27 protein-coding genes are annotated in these 23,955 nt (G+C 27.6%); 11 read left to right on the top strand and 16 right to left on the bottom strand.

The genetic code is table 11. The annotated features are described in order from the left end of the window. Positions 1–59: 59 nt before the first annotated feature. Genes ppk2 through greA form a run of 5 tightly spaced genes read right to left on the bottom strand, consistent with a single transcriptional unit; the run spans position 60 to position 3,748 of the window. Positions 60–956 carry a polyphosphate kinase 2 gene (gene ppk2, locus ACKU4C_RS03645; protein ID WP_321314523.1) on the bottom strand — a complete coding sequence of 299 codons (897 nt, stop codon included), beginning with the start codon at positions 954–956 and terminating at the stop codon, positions 60–62. A 60-nt stretch (positions 957–1,016) separates the two neighbouring features. Further along, the gene (locus tag ACKU4C_RS03640; protein ID WP_321314522.1) at positions 1,017–1,577 is read right to left on the bottom strand and encodes a hypothetical protein; all 561 of its coding nucleotides are present in this window, start codon (positions 1,575–1,577) and stop codon (positions 1,017–1,019) included. After that, positions 1,574–2,269, bottom strand: coding sequence for a UDP-2,3-diacylglucosamine diphosphatase (locus tag ACKU4C_RS03635; RefSeq protein WP_321314519.1), 696 nt, complete (start codon positions 2,267–2,269; stop codon positions 1,574–1,576). The genes ACKU4C_RS03640 and ACKU4C_RS03635 overlap by 4 nt, the downstream gene beginning before the upstream one ends. Next, positions 2,259–3,263 carry an N-acetyl-gamma-glutamyl-phosphate reductase gene (argC, locus tag ACKU4C_RS03630; RefSeq protein WP_321314517.1) on the bottom strand — a complete coding sequence of 335 codons (1,005 nt, stop codon included), beginning with the start codon at positions 3,261–3,263 and terminating at the stop codon, positions 2,259–2,261. The genes ACKU4C_RS03635 and argC overlap by 11 nt, the downstream gene beginning before the upstream one ends. After that, positions 3,263–3,748: a transcription elongation factor GreA gene (greA, locus tag ACKU4C_RS03625; protein ID WP_321314516.1), complete on the bottom strand. Its 486-nt coding sequence runs from the start codon at positions 3,746–3,748 to the stop codon at positions 3,263–3,265. Before greA ends, argC begins: the two co-directional genes overlap by 1 nt. A 73-nt stretch (positions 3,749–3,821) precedes the next feature. On the opposite strand from greA, the gene ACKU4C_RS03620 reads away from it, so the two are divergent. Continuing rightward, complete coding sequence (locus tag ACKU4C_RS03620; protein ID WP_321314513.1) at positions 3,822–4,472, top strand: tRNA threonylcarbamoyladenosine dehydratase; 651 nt, start codon at positions 3,822–3,824, stop codon at positions 4,470–4,472. 71 nt (positions 4,473–4,543) lie between these two features. Continuing rightward, on the top strand, positions 4,544–5,449 hold the full coding sequence (locus ACKU4C_RS03615; RefSeq protein WP_321314512.1) for a response regulator: 906 nt from the start codon (positions 4,544–4,546) through the stop codon (positions 5,447–5,449). Between the two features lie 28 nt (positions 5,450–5,477). Here ACKU4C_RS03615 and argH read toward each other — a convergent pair whose 3' ends face one another. The 5 genes from argH to ACKU4C_RS03590 form a co-directional block, all read right to left on the bottom strand. After that, positions 5,478–6,869 (bottom strand): argininosuccinate lyase, encoded by a 1,392-nt coding sequence (argH, locus tag ACKU4C_RS03610; RefSeq protein ID WP_321314510.1) that lies wholly within the window; start codon positions 6,867–6,869, stop codon positions 5,478–5,480. A gap of 78 nt (positions 6,870–6,947) precedes the next feature. Further along, a complete protein-coding gene (locus tag ACKU4C_RS03605) occupies positions 6,948–7,130 on the bottom strand; it encodes a hypothetical protein (RefSeq protein ID WP_320036431.1) in 183 nt (60 codons plus the stop codon). Between the two features lie 105 nt (positions 7,131–7,235). Continuing rightward, positions 7,236–8,759, bottom strand: a complete 1,524-nt coding sequence (locus ACKU4C_RS03600) for a methyl-accepting chemotaxis protein (protein ID WP_321315913.1) — start codon at positions 8,757–8,759, stop codon at positions 7,236–7,238. A 189-nt stretch (positions 8,760–8,948) separates the two neighbouring features. Then, entirely contained in the window at positions 8,949–9,929 is a 981-nt protein-coding gene (locus ACKU4C_RS03595) for an iron-sulfur cluster assembly scaffold protein (RefSeq protein ID WP_321314507.1), read from the bottom strand. Between the two features lie 20 nt (positions 9,930–9,949). After that, positions 9,950–11,146 (bottom strand): NifS family cysteine desulfurase, encoded by a 1,197-nt coding sequence (locus ACKU4C_RS03590; protein WP_321314504.1) that lies wholly within the window; start codon positions 11,144–11,146, stop codon positions 9,950–9,952. Between the two features lie 205 nt (positions 11,147–11,351). Between ACKU4C_RS03590 and ACKU4C_RS03585 the strand changes: the two genes are divergently transcribed. Together ACKU4C_RS03585 and ACKU4C_RS03580 are read left to right on the top strand one after the other, a co-directional pair. Beyond that, positions 11,352–12,170 carry a transporter substrate-binding domain-containing protein gene (locus ACKU4C_RS03585; protein WP_321314503.1) on the top strand — a complete coding sequence of 273 codons (819 nt, stop codon included), beginning with the start codon at positions 11,352–11,354 and terminating at the stop codon, positions 12,168–12,170. 13 nt (positions 12,171–12,183) lie between these two features. After that, a complete protein-coding gene (locus tag ACKU4C_RS03580; RefSeq protein ID WP_321314502.1) occupies positions 12,184–12,975 on the top strand; it encodes an amino acid ABC transporter permease in 792 nt (263 codons plus the stop codon). A gap of 3 nt (positions 12,976–12,978) precedes the next feature. Here ACKU4C_RS03580 and ACKU4C_RS03575 read toward each other — a convergent pair whose 3' ends face one another. Genes ACKU4C_RS03575 through ACKU4C_RS03565 form a run of 3 tightly spaced genes read right to left on the bottom strand, consistent with a single transcriptional unit; the run spans position 12,979 to position 13,812 of the window. Continuing rightward, positions 12,979–13,356: a hypothetical protein gene (locus ACKU4C_RS03575; protein ID WP_321314500.1), complete on the bottom strand. Its 378-nt coding sequence runs from the start codon at positions 13,354–13,356 to the stop codon at positions 12,979–12,981. An 11-nt stretch (positions 13,357–13,367) separates the two neighbouring features. Further along, positions 13,368–13,589, bottom strand: coding sequence for a membrane protein insertion efficiency factor YidD (gene yidD / locus ACKU4C_RS03570; protein ID WP_321314498.1), 222 nt, complete (start codon positions 13,587–13,589; stop codon positions 13,368–13,370). A gap of 1 nt (position 13,590) precedes the next feature. Further along, positions 13,591–13,812: a DUF4177 domain-containing protein gene (locus ACKU4C_RS03565; RefSeq protein ID WP_321314496.1), complete on the bottom strand. Its 222-nt coding sequence runs from the start codon at positions 13,810–13,812 to the stop codon at positions 13,591–13,593. Between the two features lie 178 nt (positions 13,813–13,990). Between ACKU4C_RS03565 and sufB the strand changes: the two genes are divergently transcribed. Genes sufB through ACKU4C_RS03530 form a run of 7 tightly spaced genes read left to right on the top strand, consistent with a single transcriptional unit; the run spans position 13,991 to position 20,120 of the window. Further along, entirely contained in the window at positions 13,991–15,427 is a 1,437-nt protein-coding gene (gene sufB, locus ACKU4C_RS03560; protein ID WP_321314495.1) for a Fe-S cluster assembly protein SufB, read from the top strand. Positions 15,428–15,455: 28 nt separating this feature from the next. After that, positions 15,456–16,217, top strand: a complete 762-nt coding sequence (sufC, locus tag ACKU4C_RS03555) for a Fe-S cluster assembly ATPase SufC (RefSeq protein ID WP_321314493.1) — start codon at positions 15,456–15,458, stop codon at positions 16,215–16,217. Then, complete coding sequence (locus ACKU4C_RS03550; protein ID WP_321314491.1) at positions 16,198–17,034, top strand: SufD family Fe-S cluster assembly protein; 837 nt, start codon at positions 16,198–16,200, stop codon at positions 17,032–17,034. The genes sufC and ACKU4C_RS03550 overlap by 20 nt, the downstream gene beginning before the upstream one ends. Continuing rightward, complete coding sequence (locus ACKU4C_RS03545) at positions 17,027–18,208, top strand: cysteine desulfurase (RefSeq protein WP_321314490.1); 1,182 nt, start codon at positions 17,027–17,029, stop codon at positions 18,206–18,208. The genes ACKU4C_RS03550 and ACKU4C_RS03545 overlap by 8 nt, the downstream gene beginning before the upstream one ends. Positions 18,209–18,218: 10 nt before the next feature. Further along, positions 18,219–18,626 carry a SufE family protein gene (locus ACKU4C_RS03540; protein WP_321314488.1) on the top strand — a complete coding sequence of 136 codons (408 nt, stop codon included), beginning with the start codon at positions 18,219–18,221 and terminating at the stop codon, positions 18,624–18,626. Between the two features lie 3 nt (positions 18,627–18,629). After that, on the top strand, positions 18,630–18,971 hold the full coding sequence (locus tag ACKU4C_RS03535) for an iron-sulfur cluster assembly protein (protein WP_321314486.1): 342 nt from the start codon (positions 18,630–18,632) through the stop codon (positions 18,969–18,971). Next, a complete protein-coding gene (locus tag ACKU4C_RS03530) occupies positions 18,972–20,120 on the top strand; it encodes an MFS transporter (RefSeq protein ID WP_321314484.1) in 1,149 nt (382 codons plus the stop codon). Between the two features lie 323 nt (positions 20,121–20,443). On the opposite strand, the gene ACKU4C_RS03525 is transcribed toward ACKU4C_RS03530, so the two are convergent. The 3 genes from ACKU4C_RS03525 to nhaA are packed head-to-tail and all read right to left on the bottom strand — an operon-like array spanning position 20,444 to position 23,845. Beyond that, positions 20,444–21,820 (bottom strand): ATP-binding protein, encoded by a 1,377-nt coding sequence (locus tag ACKU4C_RS03525; RefSeq protein WP_321314482.1) that lies wholly within the window; start codon positions 21,818–21,820, stop codon positions 20,444–20,446. Continuing rightward, positions 21,810–22,490, bottom strand: a complete 681-nt coding sequence (locus tag ACKU4C_RS03520; protein WP_321314479.1) for a response regulator transcription factor — start codon at positions 22,488–22,490, stop codon at positions 21,810–21,812. The genes ACKU4C_RS03525 and ACKU4C_RS03520 overlap by 11 nt, the downstream gene beginning before the upstream one ends. Then, positions 22,490–23,845: a Na+/H+ antiporter NhaA gene (gene nhaA, locus ACKU4C_RS03515; RefSeq protein WP_321314477.1), complete on the bottom strand. Its 1,356-nt coding sequence runs from the start codon at positions 23,843–23,845 to the stop codon at positions 22,490–22,492. The genes ACKU4C_RS03520 and nhaA overlap by 1 nt, the downstream gene beginning before the upstream one ends. Positions 23,846–23,955: the final 110 nt, after the last annotated feature.

The following is a 23,955-nucleotide window of genomic DNA, read 5'->3' as shown; positions in this document are numbered from 1 at the left end:
CTAAAAATAATTATACATTATAGTACAATTATTTTTATTTTATACTGTTTAGTTATATATTAATTACTTTTTCCCCTGTTTTTTGCAGTTTGTGTCATTATTTCCAACTCTTTTTCTGCTGAAATAACAATTTTAGAATCAACTCTAAAATCAATTCTAGAGTCTCTTCCTTCATAATCAACTTTATTTAAAATTGTTTTTATTGCATTAATTCTTGCAATAAATTTATCATCACTTCTAATTATAGTCCAAGGAGATTTTTGAGTATTAGTTTCTTTCAACATTCTATATTTTTTACGAGTAAACTCATCCCATCTTTCTTGCATTTGTAAGTCTATTTCACTTAATTTCCATTGCTTTAAAGGATTTTCTTCTCTCTCTTCAAATCTTTTTGATTGCTCCTCTTTTGATACTGAAAAGTATATCTTTAAAAAATGGATTCCATGATCTATTAAATCCTCTTCAAACCTTGGAACTGTTTTCATAAAAGTTTCATATTGTTCTTCTGTACAAAATCCAAATACAGGTTCAACCATTGATCTGTTATACCAAGACCTATCAAAAAGTACAATCTCTCCACCTTTAGGAAAATGTTGAATATATCTTTGAAAATACCATTGATTTTTTTCCACATCTGAAGGTTTACCTAAAGCAACAACTCTATAATGTTTTTCATTCATATATCTAGTTATTCTTCTAATTGCTCCACCTTTTCCAGAAGCATCTCTTCCCTCAATTAAAATTATCATTTTTTCATTGTGTTTTTCTAAATGATCTTGTAGTTTTATTAGTTCAACTTGTAATGTTCTTAAAGCTTCTTCTTGAGAACGATATTCATACTTACCGTGTAAATCCTTTAAAAACTCTTCAGAAGGATTATTTCTTAATATATCTAAGAAATCTTCATAATTTAAAATATCTTCAATCTCTTTTTCATATAATTTTTCTATTTTCATTATTACTCCAAATTAAAAATGTAGGATAACTAAAAAAGGTTACAAAACAATAATAGTATTTTATTTTGAATAATTTTTATAGTTTGCCAAAAAGTAAAAGATAATAGAAACATCCCTATTTGACCAAATATAATCTTTACATAAAGCATCTTTTGACTGATTAAAATCTACATACTGTTCATATTTTCTTATAATATCTCGCATTAGGCTTTTTATATCATTTTCTGTAGAATTAATAATAATATCAGGGAAAATATCTTCTTGATCATAAATAACTAAATCTTCAAGTCTTTTAAAAGTCATCAGTAGTATTGAAATCTGCCATGAGTGCCACTCTTTTTTTGCTAAGATTGCAGTGCTTTGATTTTTGTAATCAAAACTTCTATAAGATTCAAATATTTTTTTTGATATATCTCTTAATTGATTTTTTGACATACTTTCTATTATTTTTGGCAAATCTAAACTATAAGTCGTGGGCATAGGCACATGATAATTTTTATTTTTACTTTTATTATTACTCTTTTCATTTTTTCCACTAAATACAATAAGTAAAACAATCAAAAGAACAACAATTATTACTAAAAAAACAATTCCCAAGTAGATTAAATTTATATTTATCATAAATCTTCCTTTGTAAAAACTTTATTTAGTCTAAAATAACTATCTTCACAACATAATGATGGAACATTTACATATAATTGTTTATCATCTTTATAAGTTTTTCCTTGATGAAAATGTCCCTCTATTACAATATCACTTTTATAATTTGATAATCTTTTTTTTGCAAATTCATTAAAATTTTTCATTTTAAAACAAATCTCTTTTTTAATAAGTGTATAATATATTTTTTTTGAAATAAAATAATTAAAATCAAGCATATTTAAAAAAACCAACAAAGAATGATTTCTTATTATTTTACAATATAAATCATAATGCCATGGAGTAAATATATCTCCATGAGCTATCTCTACACTATTTTCTTTATATTTTGTAGTTATAGGCTGATTTTCTCTTTTGATAACTAATACTTGAGGGAAAAGCATATTCATATTATAATCATGATTTCCCTCTAAATAAACAATCTCTATAATTTTTGAAAGTTTATTTATTAATTCAATTAAGTCGTTATTCCTATTTATAAAATATTCACTCTCACCTGAAATAAAATCAAACATATCACCCATCAAAAAAAGTTGAGATGTTCGAATCACTCCAGAATCTAACTTTTTAAGAAAAGTTAAAAATTGAGTTTTTTTCTCATTATAATGTGCATCTGCTACAAAAATAGCATCATCTTTAATTTTAAGGTACATAGGCTATTTTAGGGATTCCTTCACCTTCTTCATATCCACACATTAAATTTGCATTTACAACTGCTTGGGAAGAAGCACCTCTTAATAAATTGTCAATAGATGAATTAACAAATAATGCTTTGCCATTTTTAGCTACAAAAATATCACAAAAATTTGTTCCTGCAGTTGATTTTAAATCTACTGCTTCATCTCGAACTCTTACAAATTCTGAATTCTTATAACTATCTTCTAAAATTTTTTCTACATTTACATCATCTTTAAGTGTTGCAAATACAGAAACTAACATACCTCTTGTAATAGGTAAAAGATGAGGAACAAAATTGATTTGACAATCCACATCTTTAAGTAATTTTACTTTTTCTTCAATCTCTGGCATATGTCTGTGTTTAAATGGGTTATAAGCATGGCAATTTTCATTTAAATGTCCAAAATGTGTAACCTCTTTTAAACCTTTTCCAGCTCCACTCATACCTGTTTTTGCATCAATAAAAATTTGTGCATTTGTATCAATATAGTCTATAAAAGGTAAAAGTGCTAATAAGGCTGCTGTAGGAAAACACCCAGGATTTGCTACTAAACTTGCACCTTTTAAATCCTTTGAATAGTATTCAGGTAAACCATATACTGATTCATTAATATGCTCTTTATCTTCATGAGGGCAATAGTGTTTTTCATAAGTTTCAAGTTCAAGTCTATAATCTGCACTTAAATCTACAACTTTAACACCAAGCTCTAAAAGTTCTTTTGCAAAAGACATTGAAGTTTTATGAGGTAACGCCAAAAATGCTAAATTGGCAACTTTACTAACCTCTTTTGCATCTGCTTTTTGAACTTGCGCATTAATAACATCTTTTAAACAAGGATGAAGTTCTTGAACATTTTGTTCTCCTGTAGAGTTTGCTATATATGTTATATTAAATTTTGAATGATTAATTAATATTTTTATTAACTCTAACCCTGTATATCCACTTGCTCCAATTATTGCTACATTCATTATAACTTTAGCTCCTTATACATAACACTTAATACTTCAAATGTTTTTTGTCCACCTGGCAAAGTAGCAGTTATTTCATCCCCCTCTTCTTTACCTAATAGTTGTTTTGCTAAAGGGGAATTAAAAGATATCATTCCATTCTCTGCATTTGATTCAACTCCACCAACAATTGAATACTCAAACTCTTCTTCTGTATCCACATCAACTAACTCAACTGTTGATCCAAAACTTACTTTATCATGAGGCAAACTTTCAGGATCAATAATTACAGCTTTAGAAATAATTGAACCTAATTCCCTAATTTGTGAATCAATTAAAGCTAATTTATCTTTTGCAGCATGATATTCTGCATTCTCTTTTAAGTCACCAAGTTGTCTTGCTTCATCAAGTGCAATTACAGTTTCAGGTCTTTCTTTACTTTTCAAAAAATCTAATTCATTTGTAATTTTTTCGTATCCTACTCTTGTCATTGGCTCTTTATCCATGAAGCCTCCTATTTATAAATTTATGTTTTGATTTAATTTGATATAATACCGAAATTTTTATAAAAGAGTAGATATGCAAAGATATGACCGTACCTTAAAACTTTTTGGAGAAGAAAACTTCAAAAAATTTCAAAATACAAAACTTATTCTTCTAGGTGTAGGAGGTGTTGGAAGTTTTGCTTTGGATTCATTATATAATACTGGAATTACAGACATCACAATCGTTGATTTTGATACTTATGAAGAATCAAATATGAATAGACAATTAGGAAGCCATGGAAATATAGGAAAAGTAAAAGTTGATTCTTTAAAAGAAAAATATCCTGAAGTCACAGCTATAAATGAAAAAATTACACCTGAATGGATTGATAAATTTGATTTTTCTCAATATGATTTAATTTTAGATGCTATAGATGATATTAAACCTAAAGTTCATCTTATACAGAGATATTATAATAAAGTTATCACTACAAGCGGAAGTGCAAAAAGGTTAGATCCTAGTAAAATAGAGTATAAATCAATTTGGGAAACGTATAATGACCCATTTATTAGAAAAATAAGATACGAATTAAAACAAAGAGGATTTAAGAAAAAATTTAAAGTTGTATTTTCTAGTGAGAATCCAAACTGTCTAGAAAAGGGGAGTTTTGAAGCGGTTACAGGCTCATTTGGATTTATGATGGCTTCACTTACAGTAAAAAAGATCTTAAACAGTAAAAAGTAAAATAATTTTTTAAAGTTAAGTATAAGAAAAAAAGCAATATAATTTAGCAATAAAGCACATAAAGGGTTTTCATGAGTGGTATCAATAGTGTTGAACAAATGACTCAAGGTCATTTAAGAAATGTTCAGCAATTAGCTGTATTTTACACTGGTCACAATAATATTTATGCAATTAATATTGCAAAAGTAAAAGCATTCATAATTACAGAAGAAGTAACTATCAATGATACACCAACTGATACAGATGTTATTGCTGGTATAGCAACGATTAGAGGTGAACCTGTTACACTAGTTAACCTAGATGCATGGTTAGGACATCAAAAACTTGATCTAAAAGAGTACAAGCTAATAATATATTGTGAGTTTAATCATAAAAAAGTTGGTTTTTTAATAAAAGACATGCTTGATATTGTAGAAAAAACTACAGATGAATTAAGACATTCAGAAGAAACTAACTCAAAGATTACATATACTACATATGTAAAAGTTCATAATAAAGATGAACTTTGTACAGTTTTCAATGCAGAACAGATGTTAAAAGATTTAGGTTGGGTTGAAGATGGAGATGATGTATTAAATAAATATGTTGAATCTTCATTTAACACTTCTAAAGTAATCTTAGCAGCAGAAGACTCAAATGTAGCAAGAGAAGTTTTAACAAAATTTTTCAAAAAAGCTAAAGCACATTATGAAATCTATATTAATGGGGCACAACTACTTAATAGAATTCAAGAATTAGATCCAGAAGATATAGGTCTAATTATAACAGATATTGAGATGCCAGAAGCTGATGGATTCCAAGTGGCAACTTTTATTAAAACAAATGATGAATATAGTCATATTCCAATTATTGTTAACTCTTCAATGACAACTGATGCAGTAAAAAACAAGATGATTAATATTGGAGTTGAAGACTTTATTGGTAAAACTGATATTCAAGCACTTTATCAAGCTGTTAAACAACATTTACTACACTAATATTAGATGAGTTAAACTCATCTAATATTTATACCTTTTTTAACCAATCTTCAAATACTTTTATTTGTTCAACTGTTTGAATTGTTGATGTGCCACCAAATGATGTTCGTGCGTTCATAGAGTTTCTTAAATCTAAATACATGATTATCTCTTCATCAATATTTTTTAACTCTTCATTTGCACTTCTAATTTCATCTAAAGTTAATTCACTTATATCTTTGTTTAAAGAGTTTGCACAAGCAACTACATCTTTTGTAATATAATAAGCCGTTCTAAATGGCATATTTTGTTTTTGAACTAGAAAGTCAGCTAAATCTGTTGCACTTAAGTGTCCAATTTTACAAGCTGCTTCCATCTTATCAACATTTACAATCATTGTTCTTATAACTTCAGTTAAAATTTTAAGTGAAATCTCTACAGTTTTAACTGAATCAAAAACACCCTCTTTGTCTTCTTGTGTATCTTTATTGTAAGCTAATGGTAAACCTTTCATAACAGTAAGTAGTGAGATTAAGTTTCCATAAACTCTACCTGTTTTACCTCTTAATAGTTCTGGTACATCAGGGTTCTTTTTTTGTGGCATAATTGAACTTGTTGTTGCATACTCATCACTCATTCTAACAAATTGAAACTCATATGAAGACCAAGTAACTAACTCTTCAGATATTCTACTAACATGCATCATACAAGTTGAGATATTAAATAAAATCTCCAAAGCAAAATCTCTATCACTTACTGTATCCATTGCATGGGAAGTTGGAGCAGTAAATCCAAGTATCTCGCTACTTAAAAATCGATCAATATTGTGTGGAGTTCCTGCTAATGCAGCACTTCCAAGTGGCGAAAAATTGTTTCTCTCATATGAACTTTCAAACCTTTCAAAATCTCTTTTGAACATATTTGCATAAGCAAGTAAATGGTATCCAAAGTTTAAAGGTTGAGCATGTTGTAAGTGTGTCATTCCTGGGATTAAAGTTGTAGTATGTTTATCTGCTACTTCAACAAAAACTTTTATTAGTTCTTTTAATTGAGCTTTTATACTTTCACTTTTATCTTGAACATATAGTCTAAAATCTGTAGCAACTTGATCATTTCTACTTCTTGCTGTATGAAGTCTTTTCCCTGGTTCTCCAATGATTTCAGTTAATCTACTCTCAACTGCCATATGAATATCTTCTGTTTCTAATGAAAATTTAAATTCACCCGACTCAATCTCATCTTTAACTTGAAGAAGACCTTTCTCAATTGCTTCTTGTTCCTCTTTTGTTAATATTCCTTGAGTATATAGCATTTTTGAGTGTGCAATTGAACCTGCAATATCTTGCGCGTATAACTCTTTATCAAACATTATAGAAGCATTAAATTCATCTAAAATTTGAGCATTAGTATTTTTAAGTATTTGATTATTTTGATTTGACATAAATTATCCTATTTTGATAGTTGTGAAATTATAACATAAGTGTATTTAGTTTAATGTAGTTAAGTAGTGCATAAAGCACTACTCTTTTTCTATTTTTTCAATTGTATCTTTGATAATAGCTAAAATCTTTTTTTTAGCTTCATCTTCATCATTTTCAGGTACATCCCAACCTACAATCGTCATATATTTATCTAATAAATCTTTAACATCGTCAACAATAGTATCATGAAGTTGTTCTAACTCTTTATCTTGTGCTGTCATAACATTCTCCTATTTAATAAATTTAAATAATTATATCATAAATAAAAAAAGGCCTAGAATAACTAGACCTTTCTTAAATCAATAAAAGCAGATTTGTTTATTTTATTAAAAACTTTCCCATTCATCACTATTTGAAATTTTAGATTCAATTTTTCTATTTTCAGTTTTTTGTATAGATTTTGATTGTGTATGCTTTGTTGCATTTGAACTTATAGTTTTATTTTGATTACCTAAAACTTTTGCTTTTACTTTATCTTTACCAATAAATTGTTTTTCATCTGCATCAGATACAATTAGTTTTGCTATCTCATCAGTTTGAGCAGCTATATCATGTGTTTGATTTGCAATTGATGCATTTTGTTGTGTCTGTTGATCAAGACTATTTATTGCATCATTTATTTGCTCAATTCCTGTTAATTGTTCTTTTGAAGCTATTTCAATATGAGAAATCAATTCTATTGTTTTAGTAATATTCTCACTTAAACCATTATATCCTTGAATCATCTTATCTGAAATTGCTTTACCACTATTAGCTTTATTTGTAGCATTTTCTACAAGATCTTTAATCTCTTTAGCAGCTTCAGCAGATCTAGCTGCAAGGTTTCTTACCTCTTGAGCAACGACAGCAAATCCTTTTCCTGCTTCTCCTGCAGTGGCAGCTTCAACAGCTGCATTAAGTGAAAGAATATTTGTTTGAAAAGCAATTTGATCGATAACTGTAATTGCATCATTAATTGCATTAACCTCTTCATCTATCTCATTCATTGCTACAGTTGTTTGTTGTGCTAAATCTTTCCCTTCATTTGTTGAGTTTGTAACTTCATTTGCAAAATTTGACATTTTTACAACATTTTCTGTATTGTGAGAGATGTTAGAGGTAATCTCTTCTAATGCAGCTGCCGTTTCTTCTAAAGAAGCTGCTGCTTCATTAGAATTTACATTTAAAGTATCAACATTTTTAAGTAAAATATTTGAACTTTCACCTAGAGTCAAACCATTTTCTTTGTTTTTAACTAACATTTGATTTATTACATCAGCAAGATTATTTAGACCACTTGCAGTATCACCTAAATCATTTCCATCTATTCTATATGTAAAATCAAGTTTTTGATAAAAACTTAAAGCTTTTGAGATATTATTTAAGTCTCCATCAACTTTTGATGATACTACATTAAATAAATCATTAATTCCATTTTTCAACTCTTCTATAGCTGAATTTTGTGTTGTTTCAGTTATAGTATTTTTCATAATTCCAGTTTTTGCTAACTCAATTGCATTATTAACACTATCTATTACAGTTTTTGCAGAAGTAATATCTTGTGCAAATTTAACTACACGATTGACTCTTCCACTTTTATCTTTTACTGGTGTATATGAGGCTTGAATCCAAACAGAACTTCCATTTTTATGAATCCTTTCGAACTCATCTATTTGCGATTTTCCACTTGATAAATCTTTCCAAAAATTAGTATATTCAGTAGTATTTATGTAATTTTTGTCACAAAACATTCTATGATGTTTTCCAACAACCTCATTTAAATTGTAACCTAAGGCATTTAAAAAGTTATCATTTGCATGGATAATTGTTCCATCTGGTTTAAATGATATAATTGCATAGTTTTCTTCCATTGCAGCTAATCTTGCTGCTTCCTCGTCAGTTTTACCAAAATTAAACATAAAATACTCCCAAAATAATTTAATAAATCTTATCTTTTTTTTCTTTTATTTTAATTTAATTTTGAATGAAAGTTCACTTAAGTATAAAAAAACCCAAGTTAACTAAATAACTTGGGTTTTGGGTAATTTTGATTAAATTAATTAGATAGGTAAAACTCTAATATTCTCATCAACTTTTTGTTTAAGTACTGATTCAATAGCGTATAAAGTACCTGTATCACCAGATGCACAACCATTACATGCACCTAAGTATCTGATATAAATATCATAGTGTGGAATATTTTCTTTAATATCAATAATCTCCATATTACCACCATCCATCATTAGCATTGGTCTGATATCAGTATCTAAAACTTCATCTACTAGTTTAATTCTTTGAACAATTGTCATTTTATCAAATGAAGATTGCCCACTTTCACTAGCATCTGCAGCAGATTTCATTCTTTCATGATCCATTTCAGCTCTTGTATTTTCTAATATATCAACTAAGTACATCTCTTTTTCTTCGTGACCACCTGGTTTAATACATGATTTACAAAATGCCCCTGCTTTTGTATAATCAGTAATCTCTTCAACAGTTTTAAGGTCATTTAATTTAATAACTTCTTGTATAGTTGCTAAAGAAACTCTTGCACACTCACAGATAATGAACTCCTCTTCAAAAGATTCCATATCTACACCTTTATATGTACCAGCAGCTTTTTTAATAACATCATAAGCCATAACTGAGCAGTGCATTTTTTGAGGAGGAACTGCAGGAACATCTGGATGATCTCTTAAAGCTTTTTCAACATCAATATTTGTAATTTTTACTGCTTCATCAACAGTTTTACCAATACAAAGCTCTGCCATAGCATCAGATGAAGCAATAGCTGTACCACAACCAAAAGATTTAAATTTTGAATCTAAAATCTTATCAGTTTTTTCATCAACACACCAGTAAAGTCTTACTGCATCACCACAAGACTCTGCACCAAAATCAGCTACAATTAATTTTCCACCTAATTCTTTTGCTCTTTCTTCAGTAATTTCACCTTGATGAGTTGGATCATCCATTCTTCTGATTACTTGGTTTGAGTATTCATCCCAAATTGAACCAGTAATTAAATCATTCTTTGCCATTATTAATTCCTTCTTCTTTTTTACAATTGTGACACATGGTCTTTTGGAGTATATGCATATGAACTTGAGATAGATCTAAGTCTATTAATTGCGCTTTTTATTACGTCAATTGCATAATCAATCTCTTCTTCAGTATTAAATCTACTTAAAGAAAATCTTACACCTGTATGTGCTAATTCGCTATCACTACCAAATGCATTCATAACAGGATTTGCTTCTAAATCTTCTGATGCACAGGCACTACCAGTTGAGGCACCAATTGTTTTTTGATTTAAATCCCAAAGCATTGACTCACCTTCAACCCCTCTAATAGAAATTAAAGTTGTGTTTGGAGTTCTATTTTCTTTTCCACCAATAACAATAGTTTCTGGTATTTCAAGAATTGCATTTTCAAGTTTATCTCTTAACTTTCTTACATGGTTATTCTCGTAAGCTAAAGCTATTTCAGAGGTTGCTAATTTCATTGCAACTCCCATTCCTATCATAGAAGCAACATCAACAGTTCCTGCTCTATGACCCCCCATTTGCTCACCACCATGTAATAAAGGAGTTAATTCATACCCTTTTTCTACATACAATGCACCAACACCTTTTGGTCCATGAAACTTATGAGCAGATAAAGATAAATAGTTTACATTACACTCTTGTACATCAACTGGAACTTTTCCAATTGCTTGAGTTGCATCTGTATGGAAAGGGATACCTGCTTCTTTACATATTTGACCAATCTCTTTTATTGGAAAAAGTTTCCCTGTTTCATTGTTTGCCCACATAATTGACACTAAAGCAGTATCTTCTCTAATATAATCTTTTACACTAGATGCTTCTAAAACTCCATCTTCATTTACAGGTAGATAAGTTACACTTACACCTTGTGTTTCTAAAAATCTACATGTTGCAGTGATTGCTGGGTGTTCTACTTCTGAAGTAATAATATGATTTTTATTACCATTTAATATTTTATCAACCCAAATACCTTTTATAACTGTATTGTTACTCTCTGTAGCATTTGCAGTGATAATAATATCATCTTCATCAGCAGCATTAATTCCATCATATAAATAATTTAAAGCCTCAACCATTTTAGGATGAGTTCCTGCCCCAAATTTATGAAGTGAATTTGGGTTACCATATATATGACAAAAGAATGGTTCCATTGCTTTAAAAACTTCTGGATCCACTTTCGTTGTTGCGTTGTTATCTAAATATACTTCCATACATATTCCTATACTATTCTTTGGTGATTTTTATGCAATAAGTGTTCCATAAAAAGTACCCTCTTGAATTTTAATTTTGAATTATAATTAAAATAGGATAAAAATAGTCTTAATTAATAAAACTATACTTTTACACTATTCCTTTTCTAATTTTAACATAAGTTTACTTCTGAGATAATATACCAAATTTTATAAAGGTTATACTATGAAAAAATTATTTTTTAGTTTTTTAGTTTTATTTGTTAGTCTCCTATTTATTGGGTGTGGTGAACAAAAAGTTGCTTCAGATTCTCAAGAGAATGTAAAGAAAGATATTTTAACAGTTGGTATGGAATTAGCTTATCCACCATTTGAAATGAGTGATAAAGATGGTACACCTTCAGGTGTTTCTGTTGATTTTGCTAAAGCATTAGGTAAATATTTAAATAAAGAAGTTGTAATTGAGAATATTGCATGGGATGGTCTTATTCCATCTCTTAAAACAGGTAAAATTGATCTAATCATCTCTTCAATGACAATTACAGATGAAAGAAAAAAATCTATAGATTTTTCAATTCCTTATGCACAAACTTCACTTGCAATCTTAGCAAACAAAGATTCTGATGTTGACTCAATAGAAGATTTAAATAAAGAAGGGAAAAAAGTTGCTGTAAAAAAAGGTTCAACTGGTCACTTATACGCAAAAAATAATTTACCAAATGCTGATATTCTAGTTTTTGATAAAGAAGCTGCATGTGTACTTGAAGTTGTTCAAGGTAAAGCTGATGGATTTTTATATGACCAATTAACTATTTATAAAAACTATGCAAAACATATGGATACAACAAAACCACTTCTTAAACCATTTCAAAAAGATTTTGAATATTGGGGAGTTGCTTTAAGACAAAATGATCCATTAAAAGAAAAAGTAAATGAGTTTATCAAAAAAGCAAAAGAGGATGGAACTTTTGATACATTTGCTAAAAAATATTTAACTGATGCCAAAAACACATTTGATGAACTTGGTATCCCATTTTTCTTCTAGGAAATAATATAAATTGAATATAAAAAAACTTTTTATCCATGAAAAAGGTTTAAAAGGAGATAAAAAGGTAGATAAACCTATCTACCTTTTTAATCTTTTTCTACTTACAATCTTAGTTTCTGTTACATTTTACTTAATGTTTAAAAATGTCTCATATAGTTTTAATTGGGATAGTGTTTATGAATATAGGCAAAAATTCATTGATGGATTCTTTATAACTATCATAATCTCTTTTTTTGCATTAATATTAAGTTTTATTATTGGATTATTTTTTGCATATGCTCAGAATTCAAAACTATTAATACTTAGATATTTTTCAAAATTTTATATTGAGATAATAAGAGGAACTCCCCTTTTAGTACAAATTTTAATATTTTTTTATGTTTTTGCAAATAATTTAGGTTTAGATAACAGATATGTTGTTGGTGTTGTGATTTTAGCTTTATTTGCAGGAGCTTATGTTTGTGAAATCATAAGAGGTGCAATTGAATCTGTAGACTTTGAACAATATGAAACAGCTTTAAGCCTGGGAATGACAAACTATCAAATGTATAGATATGTAGTTTTCCCACAAGCATTTAAAAGAATGTTACCTGCTTTAACAGGACAATTTGCTAGTATAATAAAAGATTCATCTTTGTTATCAATAATATCAATAAGTGAATTTACAATGAATGCACAAGAGGTAAATGCATATACATATTCTACTTTAGAGAGTTATATTCCACTTGCATTGGGTTATTTAATTTTAACTTATCCTATCTCTTATTATACAAATAAACTTGAAGCACATATAAAAAAATAAGAGTTATTTTATTTTATTTAATGTGTCTTCATATACTTTATTATTATAATCTTGCACAATTACTTGTGAATTAAATAATGCTCCTAATTCAATCACTGAGATAATTATTATTATAAAAAATCCTATTTCAAAAAAGGAAAGAGACAAAAAAATTATACCTATAATAAAAATTGATAAATTAAATACACCCCTTTTCCATTTTTCTAAATAAAAATGGTGTAACCCTGCTATAAAAAACCAATTTAAAACAGCATAAGTATCAGGGTCTTTCAATTTATCTTTAACATCTTTATAAAAGACTTTTCTTTTTTCATCATCAAGATTATTAATTTTTATACGAATTTTTTCCTCTTCTAAATCAACTTCATCTTTTTTTAACACAAATAATCCTTTTATTTAAGGGGATCTATACATTTACAAATTGAATCACTTTTTTTACAATCATTTATTCTATGAAAACCTAAAGTTATTCCCTTTTTTATTCCATATTTTTCTATTGCGTTATAAGTAAATAAAGAACAAGTTGGTTCAAAATTACACTCAATTCCAAACCATCTTTTACTTCCTCCACTTTTACGATAAAGATTTATCATAAATAAAATAACTTTTTTCAATCTAACGACCTAAAGTAATTATTGCAGCTTCTCTTGTCCAAAATAACCAAAATCTTTTACTTTCAATAACTTGGAATACCATTTGCCAACCTTCACTTGCATGTAGGTTTAATTCAGCCTCAATTTTCTTCAATGGTAAGCCTGAAGAACCTAAAAAAATTGTTCCACATCCGCCCTCAACTATATGAATAACTTTATACTCTTTATATCTATTAGTTTCCATAAATCTCCTTTTTAGATAATAAATTATATTATAATAATATTTAGGAACGATTAAATATATTAAAATAAATTTAAATTGGTATTTTACTAATTTATATAAATATTTTTTTAATGAACATATGTTACATTTATTTTTAGAAATAGGATAAAAATAGTCCTATTTAAAAAAGGGGTTTAAAATGAGTGATAATAAACAAATAAAAGATATTTTAAATAGAGACTATAAATTAGGCTTTGAAACACTTATTGAGAGTGATACATTCCCAAAAGGTTTAAATGAAGATGTCATAAAAGCCATATCAAAAAAGAAAGATGAACCACAATGGTTATTAGACTTTAGATTAAGTGCTTATAAAAAATGGCTAAAAATGGAAGAACCATCTTGGGCAAATTTAAAGTATCTAAAAATTGACTATCAAGATATTTCATATTTTTCTGCGCCAAAAAAGAATTTAGATTCTTTAGATGAAGTTGACCCTGAAATATTAAAAACATATGAAAAGCTTGGTATTCCTTTAGAAGAGCAAAAAATGTTAGCAGGTGTTGCTGTTGATGCTGTATTTGACTCTGTTTCAGTTAAAACAACTTTTCAAGATGAATTAGAAAAATTAGGAATTATATTTTGTTCAATCTCAGAAGCAGCACATAAACATGAAGATATATTAAAAAAATATTTGGCTTCTGTTGTAGGAAAAGCAGATAACTATTTTGCAGCATTAAACAGTGCAGTATTTACAGATGGAAGTTTTGTATATATTCCACCAAATACTAGATGTCCAATGGAGTTATCTACATATTTTAGAATAAATGCATTAAATACAGGTCAGTTTGAAAGAACATTAATAATATGTGATGAAGGAAGTTATGTTTCATATAATGAAGGATGTTCAGCTCCAAGTAGAGATGATAGACAACTTCATGCAGCAGTTGTAGAGTTAATTGCCTTAGATAATGCACAAATAAAATACTCAACTATTCAAAACTGGTTTCCAGGTGATGATGAGGGTAAAGGTGGTATTTTAAACTTTGTTACAAAAAGAGGTTTATGTAAAGGTGAAAACTCAAAAATATCTTGGACACAAGTTGAAACTGGTTCATCTATTACATGGAAATATCCATCATGTATCTTAAAGGGTAAAAATTCTGTTGGAGAGTTTTATTCGGTTGCTATTTCAAGTCATGCCCAACAAGCTGATACTGGTACAAAAATGATTCACTTAGGTGAAAATACAAAATCAACAATTATCTCAAAAGGTATCTCAGCTATGAAAGGTGTAAATGCCTACAGAGGATTGGTAAGAATTGGGAAAAATGCAAAAAATGCGAGAAATGTTTCGGAGTGTGATTCTTTATTAATTGGAAACAAATGTAAAGCACACACATTTCCATACCATGAGATAAAAAACTCTTCAGCGCAGATTGAACATGAAGCAACAACTTCAAAAATTTCAGATGAGCAACTATTTTATCTAAATCAAAGAGGGATAGAAGAAGAGGATGCAATTGCTATGATTGTAAATGGTTTTTGTAAAGAGGTATTAAAAGAGTTACCAATGGAGTTTGCAGCTGAAGCTAAAGAGTTATTAAGTATCTCTTTAGAGGGAAGTGTAGGTTAATAAAAAGAAAAAAAATAGGAGGTATATCATGCTTAATATAAAAAATTTAAAAGTTAATATAGATAATAAAGAGATATTAAAAGGTTTAGACCTAGATATAAAAAAAGGTGAAGTGCATGTTCTTATGGGACAAAATGGAGCAGGAAAATCAACTTTAGTAAAAACATTAAGTGCACACTATGATTGCGAAGTAAAAGAAGGTGAACTTAAATATAAAGATAAAAATCTATTAGATTTAAGTGTAAGTGATAGGGCAAATGAAGGTATCTTTATGAGTTTTCAAAATCCAGTGGAGATTCCAGGAGTAAATAACAGCTACTTTTTAAGAACAGCCGTAAATGAAAAAAGAAAATATAATAAAGAAGAAGAGTTAGATGCAATCAGTTTTTTAAAATTGACAAAAGAAGAATTAGGAAAGTTTGATATTGATAAAAAACTTCTACAAAGGGATTTAAATGATGGTTTTAGTGGTGGGGAGAAAAAAAGAAATGAATTAATCCAACTATTATTATTAAAACCTGATCTAATTTTATTAGATGAGATTGATTCAGGATTAGATGTTGATGCGATTAAAACCGTTGCAAAAGTTATAAATGAACTATTAGATGGTAATCGTTCAATATTAATGATTACTCACTATGACAAACTATTATCACAAATTAAACCAGATTTCGTACATATTATGCAAGATGGGCAAATTGTAAAAACTGGTGATTACAACTTAGCTTTAGAACTTGACAGCAAAGGTTATGAAGGAATAGGAATTAAAAATGAGACTTATGAATCTTAAAAATGAAGAACTTTTAATTGATGAAAATACAAATGAACCTATAAAATTAATATATTATCCCAAAGAGGAAAAAACTAATTCTTTGAAAATAAGAATAAAAAAGGGTATTAAAGCTTCTATTATAGAAGTATTTGCAGGAAATGACTTAAATGAAAAATTTACGAGAGAATTAATAGTTGAAGATAATGGAAATTTAGAATATATGAAATATCAAAATATTGGTGAAAATTCAAATATTGAATTAGAATACAATATTGATTTAAAAAATGATGCAAAGATAAAGATGACTAATATAGAATTAGGAAAAGGTAAAAATATCAATCAATTTAATACTAAACTAAATAGTATTAATTCTAATCTAAATATTTATGGTTTAGTAAAAATAGCAAACACTACTAATTCAAAATCTATATTTAAAACATTTCACAATAATCAAAATTGTTTTAGTGATATTAAATACAAACATATTCTAGATGATTCTTCAAAAGCAACATTTGAAGCTTTAAGTGTAGTAAATGAAGAAGCATTAAACTCAAAAGTGTTACAAAACTCTAATACAATATTATTAAGTGATGATGCAGTAATTTTTGCACAACCTCATCTTGAAATAAATATTGATGAGCTTGAAGCTGCCCATGGTGCTACAACTGGGAGTTTAAATAAAGAACAACTTTTATATTTAGAATCAAGAGGTATAGAGAATAAAAAAGCAAAACAGATGCTTCTAAAAGCTTTTGAAAATGAAGTATACGATAATATAGAAGATATTAAAATAAAAGAATTTCTTCAAGAATTAGAGGGAGAAAGAAATGTTTAAAAAAGATTTTCCATACTTCAAACACTCAAATACAGTATATCTAGATAATGCAGCAACAACACAAAAGCCTAAATGTGTTATCGATTCGCAAGTAGAATATTATGAAAAATATTGTGCAAATACTCATAGAAGTAGTTTTAATGATGCAAATACTGCAACACAAAAATATGAAGAGAGTAGAAACATTTTAAAAGAGTTCATAAATGCATCTTCGAAAGAAGAGATAATTTTTACTAAGGGAGTGAGTGAGTCAATCAATTTTATTGCTAATTCTTTTACAAAGGATTATAAAACTGTTATTATCTCTTCATTAGAACACCATTCAAATATTGTTCCATGGCATATGCAAGGAAGAAGTTTAAACAATGGACTTGAGGTTGTAAAGTGCGATAGTAACCTAAATTTCGATTTTGAGGATTATGAAAAAATTTTAAAAAACAATCCAAAATCTTTTGTAAGTATAACTCATATATCAAATGCTTTTGGAAAAGTTCACGATATTATAAAAATAATTCACCTAGCTCACAAATATGATAGTGTAGTTTTAATAGATGCCGCACAAAGTTTAGCACATACAAAAATGGATGTAAAAGAATTAGATGTAGATTTTGTGGCTATCTCCTCACACAAAACATTTGGACCAACAGGAGTTGGGGCTATTTATGTAAAAGATAAATATTTAAAAGAGTTAAAACCTTATCAAACAGGTGGTGCGACTATTCATGAAGTTGATTATAATAGTTCCACTCTACTTGATGCACCTTTTAAATTTGAAGCAGGAACACAAAATATTGCAGGAGTTATTGGTTTTGGAGAGGCTTTAAAATATCTAAAACATATAGGATATGAAAATATAGAGATAATAGAAAAAGATCTTTACAATTATCTTGAGCTTGAACTTGAAAAACTTCCTGGAATAATTTTTTATAATGATAGTGAAAACTGTATAGGAAGCAAAAGTTTTAATTTTGAAAATATTTCCCATGATGATATTGGAATACTATTAGATAAAATGGGTATTGCTATAAGAGTTGGACACCATTGTGCACAACCAATTATGAAACAACTTAATATAAGAGGAACAATTAGAGTTTCTTTAGCTTTTTACAATGACTATGAAGATATTAATAAACTAATAGAAGCTCTAAAAAAAGCTTTAGAGATGTTAAACTAAAGGAATATAAATGTCAATAAAAACAAAAGTTGAAAATATAAAAGATGATTTAGATTTTTTTGAAGATGAATTACAAAAATATGAATATATTATTGATTTAGGTAAAAAATTAGACTCATTAGAGGATAAATATAAAACTGCTGAAAATATTGTTCATGGATGCACCTCACAAGTTTGGTTAATAAGTGAAGAAAAAGATGGAAAACTATATTTCAAAGGCACTTCAGATGCAATTATTGTTAAAGGACTAATATATATAATTCTTGAGATATTTTCAGGTGAAGATATAGAAACTCTTAAAAATGTAGATATGGATATTATTTATGAATTAGGTTTATCTGAAGTAATTACACCAAATAGACAAAGTGGCGTAATAGGAATGATTAAAAAAATAAAAGAGATTGCACAAAAAGGATAAAAGATGGAATCACTAAATAAAGATGCTATTAAAGAAAAGATTATTGAAAGTTTAAAAAATGTATATGACCCAGAAATTCCAGTAAATATCTATGATTTAGGATTGATTTATTCTATTGAACTTGAAGTAAAAAACAACTATACTTATTGCACTATTGAGATGACTTTAACCTCACCATCATGTCCTGTAAGTGATAGTTTAGTTGAGCAAGTAAGCTATTATACAAAACAAGTTCCAGAAGTAGATGAAGCAAATGTACATTTAGTTTTTGAACCTATGTGGGAACCTTCTAAGATGAGTGACGAAGCAAGAGATATTTTATCAGCATCAGGAGCGGCTATTTAATTGACTAGAAAATCTAAACTTATAATAATTGTATATACAATCACAATTCTACTTTCTGTGATGTATGCTACTCAACCTTTACAGCCACTATTAGCAAAAGAGTTTGATGTATCAATGACAAAAGCATCCACTTTTACAGCTGTAATTATGTTGTTTTTAGCAATATCCCCAATTATATACGGTTATATTTTAGAATCGGTCAAAACTAAAACTGTTTTAAAAATTGCACTTATTACTTTACTTATAACCAACTTTGCATTATCCCTTGCAAACAGTTATGAAATTTTTTTAACAATTAGAACAATTGAAGCTATTGTAATCCCTGCAATTTTAACAGGTGCCATGACAATTTTGGCAAAAGATAAAGAAAATACAAAACTAAATATGTCAATATATGTTGCAGCAACAGTATTTGGTGGTATGGTTGGTAGAGTATTTTCTGGTTTTATAGCAGAAGAATTTGGATGGAGAATAGTATTTATCTCTTTGTCTTTTGCACTACTCTTAGCCTATTATTTAATAAGTAAAATAGAATTTAGAGGAGATGCAGAGCTAGTAAAACCTAAAATGCTTGATATTGTTCATATATTAAAAGATAAAAGATATATAGTGATTTATACTCTTATGTTTATAGTATTCTTCGTATTTGCTGGGCTATTAAATATCTTACCATTTAGAATAAAAGAGTTACTACCAAATACTAGTGAAACTCAAATTGGATTATTGTATTTAGGTTATGGAATGGGAATTATAATCTCACTTACAATACATAAAATCATCAATTTTTTCAAAAAAGAGATAAGAACTATTGTTGCGGGGCTTAGTATATTTCTCATCTCAACACTAATGTTTTTAAGTACAAATGCTCTTATTTTATTTTCTGTTGTATTTATTTTTTGTGTTGGTATGTTTACTATTCATACAGTTTCAACAAGACTTGCAAATTCACTTAAAGCTTCACAAAGAGGATTAACATCAGGGATGTATCTAAGTTTTTATTATATAGGTGGTGCAGTTGGTTCAATTATACCAGCAATAGTATATGATAAATTTGGTTGGAATATGACGATTTTACTATTTGCAACTTTACTTGTATTTATTATGTTTTTTATTCTTTTAAGTAGAAAACTATTTAAAGCATATAATTAGTAAGAGGAATCAAATTAAAAGGAGTACTTAGAAGTTTAATTTTAAAAACAAATTTTTTGATATATGATGAGAGATTTAGTAAGGTTCTGATTAGTAAGAAAAGCTAGATGGTTGAACTCTAACTTTTCAATATGGAATTTTTTCTTTTCTAGATTTAAAAGCTTGAACTGATTAAACCTATTGTAAGAAATGATACAACAACGAATACAACATATTTAACTACAAACTTCATAACACATCCTTTTAATTTTAATTCTTAATAAAATTTTACATTATTTATGTCAATTATAAAAGGTAATAATTCTTTACATTTTCTTGACAAACTAGAAAACTATATAAAAAATGTTATGTGAATTTTTGTAGTTATATCCCAATCTGAATTTATGCATTTGAATGATTTTATTTACAATATTTAAACCCAAACCATGTCCCATTTGTTGGTTAGGTTCTCTAGTAAAGGGTCTGATATAATATATCAAGTCATTTGATAATTCATCTGCAATATTTTCAACAAACAAGATTTTGTTTTTGGCTTTTATTTTAATAGGAAATTCTAATGCATATTTCATAGCATTATCAATCAAGTTTTTTAATGCTATAGTCATATAATATTTATCTGCTTCTATTTCAAAATCATCATCTATTTCTAATATAATTTTTGATTCATCATCAATAGATAGTTTCGATAAAGCCTCTAATATTAAACTGCTTACTTTAAACTTGTATGTTTTTAAAATAGCAAAATTTAATTTCTCCCTTTGAAGTAATTTATTTGTTAACTCTTCTATATCTATAAATACATTGTTTATATGTTCAACTTCTATTTTATATTTACTGTTCTTTAAATCTTCAAGTAAAAATTTCCCTTTTGTAATTGGAGTTTTTAATTCATGACTTATATTTCTTAAAAGCTCTTCTCTTGAATGTATAATATCGCTTTGTTTTTCTAAATATGAATTTAAATTTTTAGTTATTTCACTAAGTTCATTGTTTTTACCAATATCTACTTTTATACTATTTTCATCATCATTAAATAGCTGTAAAACACCTTTGTTTAATTTCTCTAACATCCCCTTTATCTCTTTTATAATTTTTGATGAAATTACAAAAGCTAAGGTAAATGCTATTAGAAGTAATAAAACCACTTCTATTTTTATAGTTTCTATAAATTGATTTTTATTTTTTTCTGTTTTATTAAGCTCATTTTGAAGATAAACAACCTCTTGGTCAAGTAAATTTTTTGTATCATTGCTTAACTTTTCAAAATCAATATTAAATTTGTCAAAACTACTTTGTTTTTGTTTTACAATTTCATATAGTCTATTTTTTATTAAAAAATTGATCTCTTTAAAATGTAGAAAAATCAACTCTAAATTCTTTTTTTCACTATTTGATTCTGAATTTTCTATTGTTTTATTTTGTAAAAAAAGTACACTTTTATAAATATCTTCTGCTTTGTTAAGCCTTTCTTTAACTATACTCAATTTATCATAATCAGTTATAATATCCAATACAATCCAAGAAAAAGAGTTGCTATGTTCTTTTAATTTTTCAACTCTTCTTATCTGGTCATAACGATGTATCTGAGAATTATGTATTTCATTGAAATTATATATTGAATAAAAGAATACCCCTATTATAAAAACAGTAATAAGAAGTATTAAAGAAAAAGAGATAAAAAGTCGTTGTCTAATTGTCATTTATAAATTTATACCCTATTCCCCATACAGATTTAATATATTTTGACTCTTTTGAGTCATCATTGATTTTAAACCTTATATTACTTACATGCATATCAATTGTTCTATTTTTTGTATCTTTTTTTAATGAAGTTTGATTGATTATATCTTCTCTTGAAACAACTTTATTGATATTATTCATAAACATAAAAAATATCTCTGATTCTATTTTTGTAAATTCTATCTCATGATTTTCTAAAAATACACTTTTTTTATCTAAGTCTATTTTTAATTCATTTATTTGTATCTCATTGTCATTTATATTTCTTTTTAATATTGCATCAATTCTTAAAACTAATTCTCTTGGTTCATAAGGTTTTGAAAGATAATCATCAGCGCCTAATTCAAAACCATGTATTTTATTTCCAATATCATCTCTTGCTGTTGAGATGATAATTGGAATATTTTTTAACTCTTTTAATTTTTTAAAAAGATCAAAACCATCCATACCTGGAAGTCCTAAATCTAATATTACTATAGAATATATAGAATGATTTAATTTAAACTCTTCTAAAGCCTCTAAAGGTTGTGAATAGACATGACAATCATAATTGTAAGCTTTTAAAAAATTACTTATTAAATTTTGTAACTCAATATTATCTTCAATTAAGAGTACATTTTTATTTTTCACTATTGACCTTTACTTTTAATCTCATCATTGTGTGAAGATACTGACTTTAACCAAAAATATCCAAATAAACCTGAAAATAATGAAGCACTAAGAATTCCAATTTTTGCTTGAAATATAAGCTCTGGATTCCCTATAAAAGCTAAATCTGCAACAAAGATTGACATAGTAAAACCTATTCCACCTAAAAATGCTACTCCAAAAATTTGATTCATTGAACTTCCTTTTGGAAGCTCTGCAAGTTTTAATTTAATAGCAAGCCAAGATACTCCAAATATCCCTATAACTTTTCCTAAAATTAAACCAGCAATAATACCTAAAGAAACTGGCTCAAGTATAGTTGAACCAATAGAAGAAAAATCGATTTTAATTCCAGCATTAGCAAGGGCAAAAATAGGAATAACAATAAGTGCCACAGGTAAATGAAGTCCATGTTCTAGTCTTGCAGCAGGAGTGCCTACTTCATCAATTTTATCTTTTATATTTGTTAAAATCTTTTTTTGTTTTTCATGTAATTCAAAATTTTCTTGCTCTGGATATTTTTCATACTCATCTAACAAAACTCTAGTGTCTTTTGTAAGACTAGCTGGAACTCTTTTAGGTTTTGAAGGTATTGCTAAAGCTGCTAATACACCGGCAATTGTAGCATGAACACCTGATTCAAGCATAAAAAACCACATAAATAAACCAACTATAAAATATGGCAAAATCATATGTATCCCAAATCTATTAAAAGAGATCATTATTAAAAGCATAACTCCAGCTAAACCTAAAGGCAATATATTTATTGTTTCAGTGTAAAATAATGCAATAACAATAACCGCACCTAAATCATCAACAATAGCCAATGCAACTAAAAATGTTACAAGTGTAGTTGGAATTCTTTTCCCTAATAAAACTAAAGCACTAATTGCAAATGCAATATCTGTTGCCATAGGAATTCCCCAACCATTTGAGCCTAGAGTTCCATAATTTAAGCTTGTATAAATTAGTGCAGGAAAAACCATACCTCCAATAGCAGCTAAGATTGGGAGAATTGCAACTTTTATATTTGAAAGTTCTCCTGCTGTTATCTCTCTTTTTATCTCTAATCCAATAAGAAAAAAGAAAATAGCCATAAGTCCATCATTTATCCAATGATGTAACGAGTGAGAAAAAGCCCAAGAACCAACATTAAGATCAATATTCATATGAAAAAAGTGAGAATAAGTTTCATATAATGTTGTATTAGCAAGAATTAATGCTAATACTGTTGTTACCATTAATATCAACCCTGTTGTAGTTTGTGCATGTAAAAATTCTTCAAAGGGGGTAGAGACTTTTTTAAAAGCCTTTTCCCAAGGTGCATATAATTTCATTTTAAATCCTATTAAATTCGTAAATTTTTATTTTTAAATGTAAAATTATACCCTATTAATGTCAATAGATTTATACATTATTTCTTGACATTTTCTTGACAAGTTATAGT

Origin of the sequence: Halarcobacter sp., from assembly GCF_963676935.1 — a bacterium.
Taxonomy (GTDB): domain Bacteria; phylum Campylobacterota; class Campylobacteria; order Campylobacterales; family Arcobacteraceae; genus Halarcobacter.
Note: the sequence above shows the minus strand (reverse complement) of the source record. Positions and strands in the feature narration are given on the sequence as shown.

Bases quoted from the DNA above. Each gene is read 5' to 3' on its own strand.
- ACKU4C_RS03565 (WP_321314496.1), bottom strand. From the start codon at position 13,812: ATGGAAACTAATAGATATAAAGAGTATAAAGTTATTCATATAGTTGAG.
- ACKU4C_RS03595 (WP_321314507.1), bottom strand. From the start codon at position 9,929: ATGGCAAAGAATGATTTAATTACTGGTTCAATTTGGGATGAATACTCA.
- ACKU4C_RS03600 (WP_321315913.1), bottom strand. From the start codon at position 8,759: ATGGAAGAAAACTATGCAATTATATCATTTAAACCAGATGGAACAATT.
- ppk2 (WP_321314523.1), bottom strand. From the start codon at position 956: ATGAAAATAGAAAAATTATATGAAAAAGAGATTGAAGATATTTTAAAT.
- ACKU4C_RS03605 (WP_320036431.1), bottom strand. From the start codon at position 7,130: ATGACAGCACAAGATAAAGAGTTAGAACAACTTCATGATACTATTGTT.
- ACKU4C_RS03585 (WP_321314503.1), top strand. From the start codon at position 11,352: ATGAAAAAATTATTTTTTAGTTTTTTAGTTTTATTTGTTAGTCTCCTA.
- ACKU4C_RS03535 (WP_321314486.1), top strand. From the start codon at position 18,630: ATGGAATCACTAAATAAAGATGCTATTAAAGAAAAGATTATTGAAAGT.
- sufB (WP_321314495.1), top strand. From the start codon at position 13,991: ATGAGTGATAATAAACAAATAAAAGATATTTTAAATAGAGACTATAAA.
- ACKU4C_RS03640 (WP_321314522.1), bottom strand. From the start codon at position 1,577: ATGATAAATATAAATTTAATCTACTTGGGAATTGTTTTTTTAGTAATA.
- ACKU4C_RS03545 (WP_321314490.1), top strand. From the start codon at position 17,027: ATGTTTAAAAAAGATTTTCCATACTTCAAACACTCAAATACAGTATAT.
- ACKU4C_RS03635 (WP_321314519.1), bottom strand. From the start codon at position 2,269: ATGTACCTTAAAATTAAAGATGATGCTATTTTTGTAGCAGATGCACAT.
- argC (WP_321314517.1), bottom strand. From the start codon at position 3,263: ATGAATGTAGCAATAATTGGAGCAAGTGGATATACAGGGTTAGAGTTA.
- ACKU4C_RS03590 (WP_321314504.1), bottom strand. From the start codon at position 11,146: ATGGAAGTATATTTAGATAACAACGCAACAACGAAAGTGGATCCAGAA.
- ACKU4C_RS03620 (WP_321314513.1), top strand. From the start codon at position 3,822: ATGCAAAGATATGACCGTACCTTAAAACTTTTTGGAGAAGAAAACTTC.
- nhaA (WP_321314477.1), bottom strand. From the start codon at position 23,845: ATGAAATTATATGCACCTTGGGAAAAGGCTTTTAAAAAAGTCTCTACC.
- greA (WP_321314516.1), bottom strand. From the start codon at position 3,748: ATGGATAAAGAGCCAATGACAAGAGTAGGATACGAAAAAATTACAAAT.
- ACKU4C_RS03540 (WP_321314488.1), top strand. From the start codon at position 18,219: ATGTCAATAAAAACAAAAGTTGAAAATATAAAAGATGATTTAGATTTT.
- sufC (WP_321314493.1), top strand. From the start codon at position 15,456: ATGCTTAATATAAAAAATTTAAAAGTTAATATAGATAATAAAGAGATA.
- ACKU4C_RS03550 (WP_321314491.1), top strand. From the start codon at position 16,198: ATGAGACTTATGAATCTTAAAAATGAAGAACTTTTAATTGATGAAAAT.
- ACKU4C_RS03525 (WP_321314482.1), bottom strand. From the start codon at position 21,820: ATGACAATTAGACAACGACTTTTTATCTCTTTTTCTTTAATACTTCTT.
- ACKU4C_RS03615 (WP_321314512.1), top strand. From the start codon at position 4,544: ATGAGTGGTATCAATAGTGTTGAACAAATGACTCAAGGTCATTTAAGA.
- argH (WP_321314510.1), bottom strand. From the start codon at position 6,869: ATGTCAAATCAAAATAATCAAATACTTAAAAATACTAATGCTCAAATT.